Origin of the sequence: Photobacterium kagoshimensis (assembly GCF_050337045.1) — a bacterium.
Taxonomy (GTDB): Bacteria; Pseudomonadota; Gammaproteobacteria; order Enterobacterales; family Vibrionaceae; genus Photobacterium; species Photobacterium kagoshimensis.
In genome coordinates this window covers 139,431-154,758 of the sequence record NZ_JAKJSO010000011.1, presented here as the reverse complement: position 1 = coordinate 154,758, position 15,328 = coordinate 139,431, and the positions used below count along the sequence as shown (strand labels likewise).

The 15,328-nt window shown below is 45.0% G+C and carries 12 protein-coding genes; 8 read left to right on the top strand and 4 right to left on the bottom strand.

Annotated elements, in window-relative coordinates:
- Position 1 precedes the first annotated feature (1 nt).
- Complete coding sequence (gene tadA, locus L4C35_RS08480; protein ID WP_428462477.1) at positions 2-547, top strand: tRNA adenosine(34) deaminase TadA; 546 nt, start codon at positions 2-4, stop codon at positions 545-547.
- A 150-nt stretch (positions 548-697) separates the two neighbouring features.
- Here tadA and L4C35_RS08475 read toward each other — a convergent pair whose 3' ends face one another.
- Positions 698-853: a hypothetical protein gene (locus L4C35_RS08475; protein ID WP_428462476.1), complete on the bottom strand. Its 156-nt coding sequence runs from the start codon at positions 851-853 to the stop codon at positions 698-700.
- 243 nt (positions 854-1,096) lie between these two features.
- Positions 1,097-2,611 carry a membrane-bound lytic murein transglycosylase MltF gene (gene mltF / locus L4C35_RS08470; RefSeq protein WP_428462475.1) on the bottom strand — a complete coding sequence of 505 codons (1,515 nt, stop codon included), beginning with the start codon at positions 2,609-2,611 and terminating at the stop codon, positions 1,097-1,099.
- A 407-nt stretch (positions 2,612-3,018) separates the two neighbouring features.
- Between mltF and purL the strand changes: the two genes are divergently transcribed.
- The 3 genes from purL (at position 3,019) to glnB (ending at position 8,033) form a co-directional block, all read left to right on the top strand.
- Positions 3,019-6,936 carry a phosphoribosylformylglycinamidine synthase gene (gene purL / locus L4C35_RS08465; RefSeq protein ID WP_428462474.1) on the top strand — a complete coding sequence of 1,306 codons (3,918 nt, stop codon included), beginning with the start codon at positions 3,019-3,021 and terminating at the stop codon, positions 6,934-6,936.
- 254 nt (positions 6,937-7,190) lie between these two features.
- Positions 7,191-7,592 carry a hypothetical protein gene (locus tag L4C35_RS08460; RefSeq protein WP_428462473.1) on the top strand — a complete coding sequence of 134 codons (402 nt, stop codon included), beginning with the start codon at positions 7,191-7,193 and terminating at the stop codon, positions 7,590-7,592.
- Positions 7,593-7,694: 102 nt separating this feature from the next.
- The gene (gene glnB, locus L4C35_RS08455) at positions 7,695-8,033 is read left to right on the top strand and encodes a nitrogen regulatory protein P-II (RefSeq protein ID WP_048898126.1); all 339 of its coding nucleotides are present in this window, start codon (positions 7,695-7,697) and stop codon (positions 8,031-8,033) included.
- A gap of 216 nt (positions 8,034-8,249) precedes the next feature.
- Here glnB and L4C35_RS08450 read toward each other — a convergent pair whose 3' ends face one another.
- Both L4C35_RS08450 and L4C35_RS08445 read right to left on the bottom strand, forming a co-directional pair.
- Entirely contained in the window at positions 8,250-10,283 is a 2,034-nt protein-coding gene (locus L4C35_RS08450) for an acyltransferase family protein (protein ID WP_428462472.1), read from the bottom strand.
- A gap of 245 nt (positions 10,284-10,528) precedes the next feature.
- Complete coding sequence (locus L4C35_RS08445; protein ID WP_428462471.1) at positions 10,529-11,146, bottom strand: YitT family protein; 618 nt, start codon at positions 11,144-11,146, stop codon at positions 10,529-10,531.
- Between the two features lie 462 nt (positions 11,147-11,608).
- Here L4C35_RS08445 and glyA point away from each other — a divergent pair, with 462 nt between their 5' ends.
- From glyA to L4C35_RS08425, 4 genes are all read left to right on the top strand, one after another.
- Positions 11,609-12,859 carry a serine hydroxymethyltransferase gene (gene glyA, locus L4C35_RS08440; RefSeq protein WP_428462470.1) on the top strand — a complete coding sequence of 417 codons (1,251 nt, stop codon included), beginning with the start codon at positions 11,609-11,611 and terminating at the stop codon, positions 12,857-12,859.
- A gap of 152 nt (positions 12,860-13,011) precedes the next feature.
- On the top strand, positions 13,012-13,461 hold the full coding sequence (nrdR, locus tag L4C35_RS08435; RefSeq protein ID WP_428462469.1) for a transcriptional regulator NrdR: 450 nt from the start codon (positions 13,012-13,014) through the stop codon (positions 13,459-13,461).
- Positions 13,462-13,467: 6 nt separating this feature from the next.
- Positions 13,468-14,640 carry a bifunctional diaminohydroxyphosphoribosylaminopyrimidine deaminase/5-amino-6-(5-phosphoribosylamino)uracil reductase RibD gene (gene ribD / locus L4C35_RS08430; RefSeq protein ID WP_428462468.1) on the top strand — a complete coding sequence of 391 codons (1,173 nt, stop codon included), beginning with the start codon at positions 13,468-13,470 and terminating at the stop codon, positions 14,638-14,640.
- A gap of 30 nt (positions 14,641-14,670) precedes the next feature.
- A complete protein-coding gene (locus tag L4C35_RS08425; RefSeq protein WP_428462467.1) occupies positions 14,671-15,327 on the top strand; it encodes a riboflavin synthase in 657 nt (218 codons plus the stop codon).
- The last annotated feature ends 1 nt before the right edge of the window (position 15,328 follow it).

The following is a 15,328-nucleotide window of genomic DNA, read 5'->3' as shown; positions in this document are numbered from 1 at the left end:
AGTGACTGAGCAAGAACCTAACCAGCCCCCGATTCAGGATGAATTAGACGAGCAGTACATGCGTCGCGCTATTGAACTTGCAGGTAACGCTGAAGCCGAAGGGGAAGTGCCTGTTGGGGCGGTGGTTGTGCTCGATGGTCAGGTGATTGGCGAAGGCTGGAATCGATCTATCGGCCAGCATGATGCGACAGCCCATGCTGAGATCATGGCATTGCGTCAAGCCGGCAAAGTTGTACAAAACTACCGTCTGCTCGATGCAGTTATGTATGTCACCTTAGAGCCGTGCCCTATGTGTGCAGGCGCGATGGTGCATTGCAGAATTGGTAAGGTGGTGTACGGCGCCCCCGATCTTAAAACTGGCGCTGCGGGTAGTATTATGAATTTACTGAGCTACGAGCAAGTCAATCATCATGTAATGTGTGAATCGGGTTTGTTAGAGCAAGAATGCCGAGCGCAGTTACAAGCTTTTTTTAAGCGTCGTCGTGCGGAAAAGAAAGCAGAAAAACAAGCGCGTCGCGCATTAGATGCAGATAAAAAACTGTTATAACAAGTGATTGGTACTGGCTATCAATGCGCTATCATTAAGCTCAGTTTGATCATCAAACTGAGCTTTTTTTTAATACTGGTTTCGATACTGTGCATTACAGTTGTGGTTAACTTAGGTGATTTCAGTCACCCCATAAAGACACGCCTGTGATTACATTACTTCGCCTAATTGAACTAATGAGTAACTACGCTGGCGCCATAACACTTTGCGACGCACATTAATACTAAGGCGTTTACGGCGCGTCGCTGCAGAGGTGATCTTTTTCTGTAATGCAGAGTTGGCTGATTTCCGTTTAAATAATTTCATTTTGTCTCCCTATGCCGCGCATATCGTATCTTGTTTAATTTTACTCTGTCGTACGTAACAAGAGACGATAAGGATCGAAAAGCCTAGTGTTAGCTCTCATTATTTATCACACTGAGTGTGAGGTTGCTGCTAAATTGAGCGATGTGTTTTGAAAGAAAATGGCGCTTATTATCTTGGTTGCAATAAAAAAGCCTGTTGGTCTAACAGGCTTTTGGCGATCGTGGATTTAGTATGATTTATCCGCTACTGGGTAGGAGTGCCGCTAGTTGTTGGCGACTCTGAAGCTGTATTTTCATTTAGCACCCCTGCTTGTTTCTGGGGCACTTGAATGATTTGTAAACCATCGACATTTGCAACACCTTTACCTTGCACGGGTTGGCTGTGTGCTTGTTCGTAACCAATGATACTTTGGTAGTAACGACGAATGTTTTCAACATAGTTGAGCGCTTCATCACCACGAGCATAACCATAGCGTGTTTGGCTGTAGTATTTGCGTTGACGCAGCAGTGGCAGGCGTTGCTTCACATCACTCCATGCATCAGGGTTACCGCCTTGCTTTTTGGTTAAGCGGCGAGCATCCATCATATGGCCAAAACCGACATTGTATGAGGCAAGGGCAAACCACACTTTCTCATGCTCTTCGATGCTGTCAGGGACACGGGCAATCATCTTGCGCAAATAGGCACTGCCACCGCGAATGCTCTGTTCTGGATCTAAGCGATTATTAACCCCAACCGATTTGGCCGTTGGCAGTGTTAACATCATCATGCCGCGAACACCGGTTGGTGATACTGCACGTGGATTCCAGTGTGATTCCTGGTAAGACAGTGCCGCTAACAAGCGCCAATCAAACTCGTTGGCATATTGCTTAAATAACGCTTCCCACCGTGGCAGTTTCTTCTCAATCGCCCGTAAAAATGCACGGGTGTCGACATAATCAAAAGAATCAACATGGCCGAAGTATTTCTCTTCTAGGTTGGCCAATTCGCCGCTTTGTTGGATCTCGCCAAAAAACTCAATCAACAGTGCATATAGGTTGTCGTTAGGCGATTGATTGACAAACCAAGCAATGGGTTCATCTTCGGTTAGCTCCATTGCAATCGCGATATCAGGGTGAATGCGCTGAAGTAAAGCGACATCAACAGAGTCAGCGACCGTAAAGTTCAACTCCCCCGTTGCAACTAATCGCAGCAGTTCATCACTGTCGGTATCATCAGAGGCTTCCCAGGTTAAATCGGGGTAGAGCTCTTTTAATTGCAGTAAGCGTTTTTCGTGGCTAGAGCCTGCAACAATTTTTAAGCTGCCTTTATTGAGTGCCAGATCGCTGGGTTTACGTGGGCGCCAATTGCCTTTTTTGTACACCACGACTTGACTTGCAAAGTAATAAGCTGGCGCTGATTTGAATGCCTCGATACGATCGGGTGTGATAGTGAGTCCAGCCGCGATGATATCAACATCATGACGCTTTAAAGCAGGGAAAAGCCCAGAGAGGGTGAACATAGGTTGCATTTCAAGCTTAACCCCCAGCTTTTTGGCAAAGCGCTGGGCGAGTTCGTAATCAAGGCCTGTCGGGCCATCACTACCTATATAGTAAGAAAGCTGATTATTCAGCGTGCCAACACGAAGAACACCACTTTCGCGGATGCGTTCTAAATCGTCCTGAGGTTGGCTTTGCCATTTACATCCGCTGAGTCCGAGGCAGGCTAGGGTAATTAGCAGCAAGGTCTTAAAGCGGATATTGAATGAATGACTGTTCAAATATACATGCTCATCGTTATAGTTTGGTGTTCTTTATACCAAATGACGGCGGATCCTCAAAGTAACCTGATAGTAATCATGTGCTCAATATAGCAATTGAGCTAATCAACAAAGTGTATATTGCTGGTCAGTTTTGTGGCAATAATGCTATGGAAGTGATCGAAAAATGCTGTTTTTATGCTGAAACTGAGGATGATTGAAAAAAAAACACGCAAACGGTTGCGTCAAGTGTTACGTCGCCAAACAATTTCCCTTATACTACGGCCAATACATGAGCCATACACCTTGAAACTGAAGTCGTGTAAGTGCTGAAAAAGGTGACATTGATGTGGTTATTGCGCCAATAGGGCTGAAATAACTAGATCAATATCACCTTCATTCAACTGCTAATCGAGAGTCGTTCGCACATGGAAATTTTGCGTGGTTCACCCGCACTATCTGAGTTTCGCGTTAATAAGCTATTAGAGCGTTGTCGCGAATTAGGTCTGCCTGTGACTGGCATCTATGCCGAGTTCATGCACTTCGCTGATTTATCAGCGCCTCTTACTGCTGACGAGCAAAGCAAGCTTGCGAGCCTGCTGACCTACGGTCCAACGATTGCCGAGCATGAGCCAGTTGGCACCTTGCTGCTGGTAACGCCACGCCCTGGCACTATCTCGCCATGGTCTTCTAAATCTACCGATATCGCCCGCAACTGTGGCTTAACACATGTTAAGCGTTTAGAGCGTGGTACGGCATATTACGTAGAAGCCACTGCAACATTAACCGATGAACACCTTGCAGAGCTAAAAGGCTTGATCCACGACCGTATGATGGAAGTGGTTTTCGGTGAGTTTGAAGCCGCACAAGCTTTATTTGTTCAAGCTGAACCTGCGCCTGTAAAATCTGTTGATATCCTTGCTGGTGGCCGCAAAGCCCTAGAAGAAGCCAACGTAACGCTAGGCTTGGCATTAGCAGAAGACGAAATTGACTACTTAGTGGAAAACTTCACTAAGTTAGGTCGTAACCCAAATGACATTGAACTGATGATGTTTGCTCAAGCGAACTCAGAGCACTGTCGTCATAAAATCTTTAATGCTGACTGGACGATTGACGGTGTCGATCAAGAAAAGTCATTGTTTAAGATGATCAAAAACACTTACGAGAAGAACCACGAGCACGTGCTGTCTGCTTACAAAGATAATGCAGCGGTAATGGAAGGCTCGGAAGTGGGGCGTTTCTTCCCGAATCCAGAATCTCGTCAATATAACTACCATCAAGAAGCGGCACACATCTTGATGAAAGTCGAAACGCATAACCACCCAACGGCTATTTCACCTTGGCCGGGCGCATCAACAGGTTCAGGCGGCGAAATCCGTGATGAAGGTGCAACGGGGATTGGTGGTAAACCTAAAGCGGGTCTGGTTGGCTTTACCGTTTCTAACTTGCGTGTTCCTGGCTTTGAACAGCCTTGGGAAACCGATTTTGGTAAGCCTGGCCGTATCGTTAATGCGTTAGATATTATGCTAGAAGGCCCGCTAGGTGGCGCGGCATTCAATAACGAATTTGGTCGTCCAAACCTATTGGGTTACTTCCGTACTTACGAAGAAAAAGTGACGTCACACAACGGTGAAGAAGTACGTGGTTACCACAAACCAATCATGATTGCGGGCGGTATGGGTAATATCCGTGCCGAGCATGTTCAGAAGAAAGAGATCCCTGTTGGTGCGAAGCTTATCGTACTGGGCGGTCCTGCAATGAACATCGGTTTGGGTGGCGGTGCGGCTTCATCAATGGCATCGGGCCAGTCGGCTGAAGATTTAGACTTTGCTTCAGTACAACGTGAAAACCCAGAAATGGAACGTCGTTGTCAGGAAGTGATCGACCGTTGTTGGCAGATGGGGGAAAACAACCCAATCGCCTTTATCCACGATGTGGGTGCAGGTGGTATCTCAAATGCATTGCCTGAACTGGTTGATGATGGTGAGCGTGGCGGTAAATTCCAGCTACGTGATGTGCCTAATGACGAACCAGGCATGAGCCCACTAGAGATCTGGTGTAACGAATCGCAAGAGCGCTATGTGATGGCCATCGCGCCCGAAAACATGGCTGCTTTCGATGCAATTTGTAAGCGTGAGCGCGCGCCGTACGCCGTAGTTGGTGAAGCGACGGAAGAGCGTCACCTAACGCTAGAAGATAGCCATTTCGACGATACGCCAATTGATATGCCAATGGATATCCTATTGGGCAAAGCGCCGAAAATGCACCGTGATGTGAAAACGCAAAAAGTGCAAGGCCAAGCTATTGACCGCTCAGGTATTGATTTAGAAGAAGCGACTCAACGCGTACTTCGTCTACCTGCTGTAGCCGAGAAAACATTCCTTATTACCATTGGTGACCGTACTGTTACTGGCCTAGTGGCTCGTGACCAAATGGTGGGTCCATGGCAGGTACCTGTTGCTAACTGTGCAGTAACAGCGGCAAGTTACGATACTTACCATGGTGAAGCGATGTCGATGGGTGAGCGTACTCCTGTTGCATTGCTTGATTTTGGTGCATCAGCGCGTTTAGCGGTAGGTGAAGCGATTACTAACATCGCAAGTGCCGATATTGGCGACATGAAGCGCATTAACCTATCAGCTAACTGGATGTCACCAGCGGGCCACCCAGGTGAAGATGCAGGTCTGTACGAAGCGGTGAAAGCGATTGGTGAAGAGCTGTGTCCTGCACTTGGCTTAACCATTCCTGTGGGTAAAGACTCGATGTCGATGAAAACCCAGTGGGAACAAGACGGTGAGCACAAAGAAGTGACGTCACCGCTATCGCTAGTGATTACTGCTTTTGGTCGTGTTGAAGATGTACGTAAAACAGTTACGCCTCAGCTGCGTACCGATAAAGGCGATTCAAGCCTAGTGCTTATCGATTTAGGTTGTGGTCAAAACCGCCTAGGTGCGACAGCACTGGCGCAAGTTTACAAGCAGCTTGGTGATAAGCCAGCAGACGTTGATAGCCCTGAATTACTGAAAGGCTTCTTCACTGCTGTTCAACAACTAGTACGTGATGAGCAAGTGTTGGCTTACCATGACCGTGGTGATGGTGGTTTATACGTGACGCTAGCAGAAATGGCGTTTGCGGGTCACACTGGTGTTGAAGTTGATTTGAACACCACAGACGGTGATGCGTGTGAAGATGTGCTAGCAACCTTATTCAACGAAGAGTTGGGTGCGGTGCTACAGGTTCGCACTGAAGATCTAGAAGCAGTACTCGCTGTGTTGGCTGCAAATGGCTTAGAAGCATGTAGCCACATCATAGGTACTGTGGTTGATGAAGACATTGTTCGTATTTGGAACGGTAACGACCAAGTGCTAGAGCAAAGCCGTACTGAACTTCGTACTATTTGGGCTGAAACAACGTACCAAATGCAAGCGATGCGTGATAATCCAGCAGGAGCATTGCAAGAGTTTGAAGCGAAGAAAGACAACAGCGACCCAGGTCTAAACACCAAGCTAACATTTGACATTAACGAAGATGTGGCTGCACCGTTTATTGCGCCTGCTATTAACCTGGGCGCGAAACCACAAATGGCTATTTTGCGTGAGCAGGGTGTCAACTCACACGTTGAAATGGCTGCTGCGTTTGACCGTGCTGGCTTTGAAGCAAAAGACGTTCACATGAGCGATATCTTATCGGGTGATGTGAAGCTCGATGGTTTCAATGGCCTAGTTGCATGTGGTGGTTTCTCGTACGGTGATGTCTTGGGTGCGGGTGAAGGTTGGGCGAAGTCTATCTTGTTCAACAACATGGCACGTGACCAATTTGAAGCCTTCTTCCATCGTAACGACACCCTAGCCTTAGGTGTGTGTAACGGTTGTCAGATGATGTCAAACCTACGTGATTTGATCCCTGGCGCAGAGCTATGGCCACGTTTCGTACGCAATGAGTCTGAGCGTTTTGAAGCGCGCTTTAGCTTAGTTGAAGTGCAGAAGAGTGATTCTTTGTTCTTCAATGAAATGACGGGTTCTCGTATGCCGATTGCTGTCTCCCATGGTGAAGGTCGTGTTGAAGTTCGTAATGCTGAGCACCTTGCTGCGATTGAACAATCAGGCACAGTGGCACTGCGTTACCTTGATAACTTTGGTAATGTGACGCAAAACTACCCGGCTAACCCGAATGGTTCGCCAAACGGTATTACAGGCCTGACAACCCAAGATGGCCGCGTAACTATCATGATGCCGCACCCTGAGCGTGTATTCCGCACGGTTGCTAACTCATGGCACCCAGATGACTGGAGTGAAAACAGCCCGTGGATGCGTATGTTCCGTAACGCACGCGTTAACATTGGCTAATTAGCTGGTTATCACGAAACCAATAAAAACCGCAGCTTAGCTGCGGTTTTTTTGTTTTAAAGCAAAAAAAAGTGTGAGAATTATTGGAAAAGTTGAGCAGTTGCCCAAATTGTTGAGTTTGGTGTTGAGTCATTATTATGTTCCTCTTAAAATGCACGGCTTATCATTTAGCGTTATGTACACGGATCACAGTCTGTATCACATGGAGTTGGTGGTTTCAGGCTGCAGTTGTACTTTCAAGGATGAAATACGCATTGGATACCGTAAAACAATATACATCCACACTGGCACTACGTGTGTTGGGCTGCATTGTTACCGTTTGTTTGCTACGCAATATCGACGCGTTTATTTTGGCGTTTAGCTATAATCAATTGGGTATCGTACCTGTGGTAATTGCCGTCTTGGTACTGATGTCTGGCATTCTGGCCTGTGTTGGTTTATTGAATGGCCGTCATTGGGGCTTTTTGCCGCTGTATTTTTTTATACCCGCCGCGACCATGTTTTTTAGTATTAGCTTAGTGCCATTTGTGCCGTTATTCTTTCCTGTTGAAATAAGAGCTTATATCGTGCTTGCCCTTAATATCGGTATTTTGTTCTATGCTGTCTTTTTACTATTGAAAAAAATGGACTCACCGGTTGATCTTAACTCGCATTGACGGTGATCCTTTGTGATCTAAGTGCTTAAATACATTGAGGCACAGTAGGCGTTTCTGAGATAATCACTGTATTAGCCTCCGCTCAAAAAGGACGACGAGAAAATGAAAAAAATCGAAGCCATTATTAAGCCATTTAAGCTCGATGATGTACGTGAAGCTTTGGCCGAAGTTGGCATCACTGGGATGACAGTCTCTGAAGTGAAAGGTTTTGGGCGTCAAAAAGGCCACACCGAGCTTTACCGTGGTGCAGAATACATGGTCGACTTTCTACCGAAAGTGAAGCTTGAGATTGTTGTAGCAGATGAAGTGGCAGAGCAATGCATAGAAACTATTATCGAAATCGCCCAAACAGGCAAAATCGGTGACGGTAAGATCTTCATGTTTGATGTAGAGCGCGTTGTTCGTATTCGTACCGGTGAAGAGGACGAAGACGCGATCTAAATCTGGCGTCGTTGTTTCATCCTCTGGCTGTATCGGAAGTGCTCATTTATGCTTATAAACTCCGCGCTTCCTCTTTGCCAGAGAATGAAACACCTTATCCACAGGTGATTTGAACGCTATAAAACCCGCGCTCTTGAACGAAATCTTCCAACTATTTTCAAGAAGTGTTTCCAATCGAAAGTGATTGATAAAGGTGGCGGTTACACCACCTTATTATCATTGTCCTAATGTAGCTTTTAGTCTGGAAGACGCTTTTTGTTGTAAATAGTCTTTCATCAAAACTCTTGCCCCTTCATAACTCAAGTGATTGTTATCATTGTAGAGTGGGACGCCATCAAGCTTACTTTTACAAATATCACCATCACATAAGACTGATTGTGTGTTGATGATAATGATTTCAGGGTACTGTTTCGCTAATTGATTCAATATCTCTTTGTGTACTTTCTGTCTTTTATTGACATCTTCCTGAAGGATATTGCAATTTTCATGATTAAAAGAGTCGTATATCGATTTTTTTAACCAGCAATTACTTGGGTTAAAGTTGTATGCAGGAACTTGATCAAAAATGATCGGTACTTTCCCATTTTCAATCAGAAACTTAACCGTAGCTTCTAAACTCTTAGAGAATGTATGGCGACTATTTTCAATGCTTTCTGAATAGTCATCGCCCATACCTAGATATACACGAGCCCCTCTTTCCCCTACTGCTCGTGTTGTTTCGGTATACATCGACCAGCGCCCTGCGAGAAATACATATTTCACAGTTGATTGTGCGATGACTTTAGCTAATTCATCATTATTATCGGTACATAGTGTTTCTGGTCTTCCACCTTTTAATAAGCTAGCCCCCAGTAGAGGAGGGCATCCGCCGAGGCCACCATACAAGGCTGAAAAGCCATATTCTTTCCCCAGAATATCAACGGCACTTCTGAAGTGTCCGCCATGAGAGTCTCCCCAAAGAAAGGCATTTAAGTTTTGTTGTCCGTTAGATTGAGTACCAAGTAATGTTGGTTGAAAGGGGGCCTCACTCTCCAAAATTTTATATTCATCTTTGTGGAACTTAAATTCATCCAGTGATACTTGGTAAAATTCGACGACGTCATTGGGAAATCTATCGGCATAGCCTTTATTTCCAACGATATTTTTGGCGATAGAAATCGACAGGATGATAGGTAAAACTAAATAAAATAAGACTACCCAGCGTGACTGTATTTTTGTATGACGGAGTGGTTTTTCAACAAACTTCCAAGAGAGTAACGAAAGCACAATTATTAGAGTAATGCATAGCAACATGTCGCTATAGGTAAAAGAGTTATAAAAGTAACGATAAAAGGCCAGTACAGGCCAATGCCATAGATAAAGTGAGTAAGATAAAGTACCAACAAAAACCACTTTACGATGACTTAATAGCTGAAATACTCGACTATCCTGACGTTCGCCAGAGAAGATCACTAAGCAGGTAACTAATACAACCCAGAGAGCTGAAAACCCAGGGAAAATCATCCCTTTATGGTACGTAATAAACATCGCGATTATAGACGTAAAACCAATAATGCCGACGAGGTTGTGAGTGAATGGCGAAAAGTGAATATTACGCTCACGTTTTAATATGCTAGCTATGGCTAATATTGCACCACCAAGTAGCTCAAAGCCACGGCTTTGTAATAAATAATATGCTGATGAAGAGGACATCAGGGTTGAGTATTGCGAATAACAGACTAAGCCAATAAATGAGGCGACTAATATTTTTAACAGGTGCTGTTTAGGCAGGAGTTTTGTACAGCACAATAAGAGTATCGGCCATATAAAGTAAAACTGCTCTTCCAGTGATAAAGACCATATATGCAACAGTGGCAGTGAGTCGGAAGCAGGCGCAAAGTACCCTGATTGTTTTTCAAAGTAGATATTTGCGATGAATCCGCTCGCATACCTCATGCTATTAGCATAGTTTATGAGGTCATTTGGCAAGAAAAAAATATAGGCGATAACCAAGCTAGAAAAGACGACCAGGTAAAATAAAGGCAGTATTCTCTTAATTCTCTTGAGATAAAAATCAGAAAAAGAAAAAACATTGGAATCAATATTTGGGTATAGCGATGTCGTTATGATAAAGCCAGAGATAACAAAAAAGATATCGACACCAACAAACCCGCCAGGCAACCATGCTGGGTTTAAATGAAAGATAATAACGGCGATGACAGCGACAGCTCTCAACCCGTCGACATCTGCCCTATACTTAATAGGTTGCATACTTCAGTTCCAAAAAATACAGAAGCTGACGATTATAATGTTTTAACTATTAATTACACTCATAGATCGTAGTTAGTTGGTAGATTAAGATGGGTCAAGCAACCTCACTCAAGTGAGGCGTTGCTTATCGTATTATAAGGAAGCTTGATTTATTCTATAATACAATCACAAAAAAAGAGGTCGTGCGCAGCGACCTCTTTTTTACATTTCCGATTGTATAGCCCTGTAAACCAGAAGCGCTAAGATTAACTTGCTTGTGCTTTTAGCTCACTGCTATAGCGACCTGGCTTGTGGTTCATTGCTAATACTAAATTTAGCATGAAGGCGCCGACTACTGAGAACAGCAGGATCATTGGGCTAACAAGGAAGAAAGAGGCAACCAGTATGCTGAAATCAATACCCATTTGCAGTTTTCCTGCTGACCAGCCCATCTTTTCTTGTAGAAACAACACCAGCACATTAAAACCACCTAGGCTGGTTTTATGACGAAATAGGATTAACATCCCTAATCCCATTAACACGCCTCCGATCAAAGCACAGTAAAGCGGTTCAAGACGGCTGATTTCCAGTACATGGTGAAGGTTGTCGGTAATAATTGATACCAAGCCCCCAGATAACACACTCGTAATTGCAAAGCCGCGCCCCATACGGAACCAAGCCATTAAATAGAAAGGACAGTTCATCATAAAGTACAACTGGCCAAACGATAGGTCGATAAATTGGCTCGCTAGCAAGGCAAGACCCGTTGTACCACCTGTCAGTAAATCGGCTTGTTGAAGAAAGAATACGCCCTGGGCAACGACGAAAGTACCAGTAAGAATCGCAATGATGTTTTCTAAAATAGAATGCTTGTTACTGCTCAAAAATAGCTCCTTGGATCACCGTATTCAGTTGATGCTGATTAAGGCTTACTGCGCGGCAGGATAGGTGAAAATGTATGATGTATTGGGGCGCATCATATAGTCATTTATGACAAGAAAGAAGAGGGTGGCAGTAGGAGGTTTTTATGAGGTGTAACGATATTTATACGGAGTTGTAAATATTAATTTTGATGGCTTTCTTGATAAATCTCTTTCTTTGATATTGCTTCTTTTGACTTAAATTGTAACCAATATGAAAAGAATTCATGGTGACATTGAAAATAAACATGAAGAAATGCAATAAAAAGTAATTTGAAGGGTATCTGATTTAGATCAATTTATGTAAAATGTGGCATCAGTTACTGGTTAGACGAAAACGTTTGCGTCCGCATGGTTACTCGCTTTGCGTGAATCCAGTTTTTGTTAGAATTTTGTGGTTATACCTATCTGAGTCAGGAGATACAGATGCTAAAGCGCGACATGAATATTGCCGATTACGACGCTGAACTATTTGCAGCTATTCAGGAAGAAACTGCACGTCAAGAAGAGCACATCGAGTTGATTGCTTCTGAAAACTACACAAGCCCACGTGTAATGGAAGCACAAGGTTCTCAGCTAACTAACAAATATGCTGAAGGTTACCCTGGCAAGCGTTACTACGGCGGTTGTGAGTTCGTAGATAAAGCAGAGCAGCTTGCTATCGATCGTGCATGTCAGCTGTTTGGTGCAGAGTACGCAAACGTACAGCCTCACTCAGGTTCTCAAGCGAACAACGCTGTTTACATGGCACTGCTTAATGCTGGCGATACCGTTCTAGGCATGAGCCTTGCGCACGGTGGTCACCTCACCCACGGTTCACCTGTTAACTTCTCTGGTAAGCTTTACAACATTATCCCTTACGGTATTGATGAAGCGGGTCAGATTGATTACGAAGAAATGGAAGCTCTGGCTGTAGAGCATAAGCCAAAAATGATCATCGGTGGTTTCTCGGCATACTCTCAAGTGTGTGATTGGGCGCGTATGCGTGAAATCGCAGACAAAGTTGGCGCGTACTTCTTCGTTGATATGGCACACGTTGCTGGCCTAATTGCCGCGGGTGTTTACCCGAACCCAGTACCGCATGCGCACGTTGTTACAACAACAACCCACAAAACGCTTGCAGGTCCACGTGGTGGTCTTATTCTTTCTTCTGAAGGCGAAGACCTATACAAGAAACTGAACTCGGCAGTTTTCCCTGGTGGTCAAGGTGGCCCACTGATGCACGTTATTGCTGCAAAAGCGGTAGCGTTCAAAGAAGCCATGGAACCTGAGTTTAAAGAATACCAAGCGCGCGTTGTTGAAAATGCAAAAGTAATGGTTGGTGAGTTCTTAGAGCGTGGTTACAACATCGTTTCGGGTAGTACAGAGAATCACCTGTTCCTTGTTGATCTAATCGATAAGAACATCACAGGTAAAGAAGCTGATGCTGCACTAGGTGCTGCAAATATTACGGTGAACAAGAACAGCGTACCAAACGATCCACGTAGCCCGTTTGTTACATCGGGTATCCGTATCGGTACGCCTTCTATCACACGTCGCGGCTTCTCGGCTGAAGATACTAAACAACTTGCGGGTTGGATTTGTGACATTCTTGACGATATCGAGAACCCTGCCGTGATTGAAGCTACGAAAGCGAAAGTATTAGACATTTGTAAGCGTCTTCCTGTTTACGCTTAATTTCATATCTCGCGTATAAATAAACGGCACCTTTAAGGTGCCGTTTTGCGTTGAGGAATGATAAGGCAGTAAATAAGCATAAAAACCGCGGATATATACTCAATAAACGTTTGAAATGCGGTACACTGATTCGACGAAAATGAGGAGGCACGATGCACTGTCCTTTTTGTGGTGCGAATGACACCAAAGTAATCGATTCTCGCTTGGTTGCTGATGGCCACCAAGTACGTCGTCGTCGTCAATGTTTAGCTTGTAACGAACGTTATACAACGTTTGAAACGGCTGAGTTGGTGATGCCGCGTGTAATAAAAACTAACGGTAACCGTGATCCATTCAACGAAGATAAGTTGCGTGGTGGTATTCAACGTGCGTTAGAAAAACGCCCTGTAAGCGCCGATGATATTGAAAAAGCAATCAATACCATTAAGTCTCAACTGCGTGCGACAGGGGAGCGTGAAGTGCCGTCTGACATGATAGGTAATTTAGTCATGGAAGCGTTAAAGGAGCTTGATAAAGTGGCATATATTCGTTTTGCCTCTGTATATCGTAGCTTTGAAGATATTCGAGAGTTTGGCGAAGAAATCGCTAAATTAGAAAAGTAGCCACGCATGTTTTCTTCTCTAGATCATTCCATGATGTTACACGCTTTGCGCTTAGCAAAGCGTGGTCGTTTTACCACGGCCCCTAACCCCAATGTTGGCTGTGTGATTGCTCACGGTGATCGCATTGTTGGGCAAGGTTATCACTATCAAGCAGGGCAACCCCATGCTGAGGTCTTTGCACTTCGCGAGGCGGGTGAGCATGCCAAAGGTGCAACGGCTTATGTCACGCTTGAACCCTGTTCTCACTATGGTCGAACTCCACCTTGCGCTGAAGCATTAGTCAAAGCCAATGTTGCGCGGGTTGTCTGTGCCATGGTGGATCCTAACCCGAAAGTTGCAGGTAGAGGCATCGCCATTTTAGAAGCGGCGGGCATTGAAGTGCAAACAGGTCTGCTGGAAGCCGACGCTGCTGCTTTAAATCCTGGCTTCATCAAGCGGATGCAAACTGGGTTGCCGTTTGTGCAATTAAAGTTAGCGGCAAGCCTTGATGGACGAACAGCGTTAGCCAATGGTGAGAGTAAGTGGATCACCAGTCCGCATGCACGCGCTGATGTGCAAGCTTACCGCGCCCAAGCTGGCGCGATTTTATCAACCAGTGCGACAGTGCTTGCTGATGACCCATCACTGAATGTCCGTTGGTCAGAATTAAGCGCTGATATTCAAACGGATTATCCTCAAGCCAATTTGCGTCAACCGACGCGCATTATCATCGATAGCCAAAATCGCATTTCCCCAACTTGCCGCCTTGCTCAATTATCAGGGCAGACATTGATTGCGCGTCGTCAGCGTGACCAGCGCGTTTGGCCTGAATCTGTTTTGCAGATCATAGTGCCGAGCGCAGATACCGAGAGTAATGACACCACGAACACCGGCACCTCGAGTACAGGTTCCACCCAGATAGATCTTAATGCGCTGATGAAACAGCTAGTGCGTGACCATGACATCAATCATATTTGGGTTGAAGCAGGTGCAGGCTTGGCGGGGGCATTAATTAAAGCCAATTTGGTCGATGAGCTTATCTTGTATCAAGCCCCTAAACTTATGGGCTCTGATAGCCGTGGTCTCATTGATTTATTAGGCTTAACATCAATGGCCCAAGTGCCAGAATTAACGATTTCAGATGTACGTACCGTAGGCCCAGATATTCGCATAACAGCAGGCGTATCACGGCAGGTTTAACACCGTAATCTGCGGAAAGGAAAAATAGTTATGTTTACAGGTATTATTGAAGCAGTCGGCACCATTACGGCACTAACCCCGAAAGGCGAAGACATTTCGGTAACCGTTGCATCAGGTGACTTAGATTTAGGTGATGTAAAGTTAGGCGACAGTATTGCAACTAACGGTGTTTGCCTGACTGTGGTGCAGTTAACGGGTCATGGTTATGTTGCCGATTTATCGCTCGAAACATTAAAGCGCACTGCATTTGTCGATTATAAAGCTGGTCAAGTAGTTAACCTAGAGAAAGCCATGCTGCCAACAACACGTTTTGGTGGCCATATGGTTTCAGGCCATGTTGATAACGTTGGTGAGATCATCGAACGTCAGCATACCGGCCGTGCTATCGAGTTTTGGGTGAGCGCCCCTGATCATCTTGCGAAATATTTAGCTGAAAAAGGTTCAGTGGCGATTGATGGTATCAGTTTGACTATCAATGCTATTCGCGGCAATGAATTTAAGCTTACCATTGTGCCGCACACCGCGGCAGAAACAACAATGGAAGCTTTTAAAGTTGGCCGTAAGGTGAACTTAGAAGTAGATGTGATTGCTCGTTATCTTGAGCGTCTAATGTTAGGTGACAAAGCAGCAGATAAGCAGTCAGAAGTTACTATGGATCTGCTCGCGCGTAGCGGCTTTTTAGGTTAAG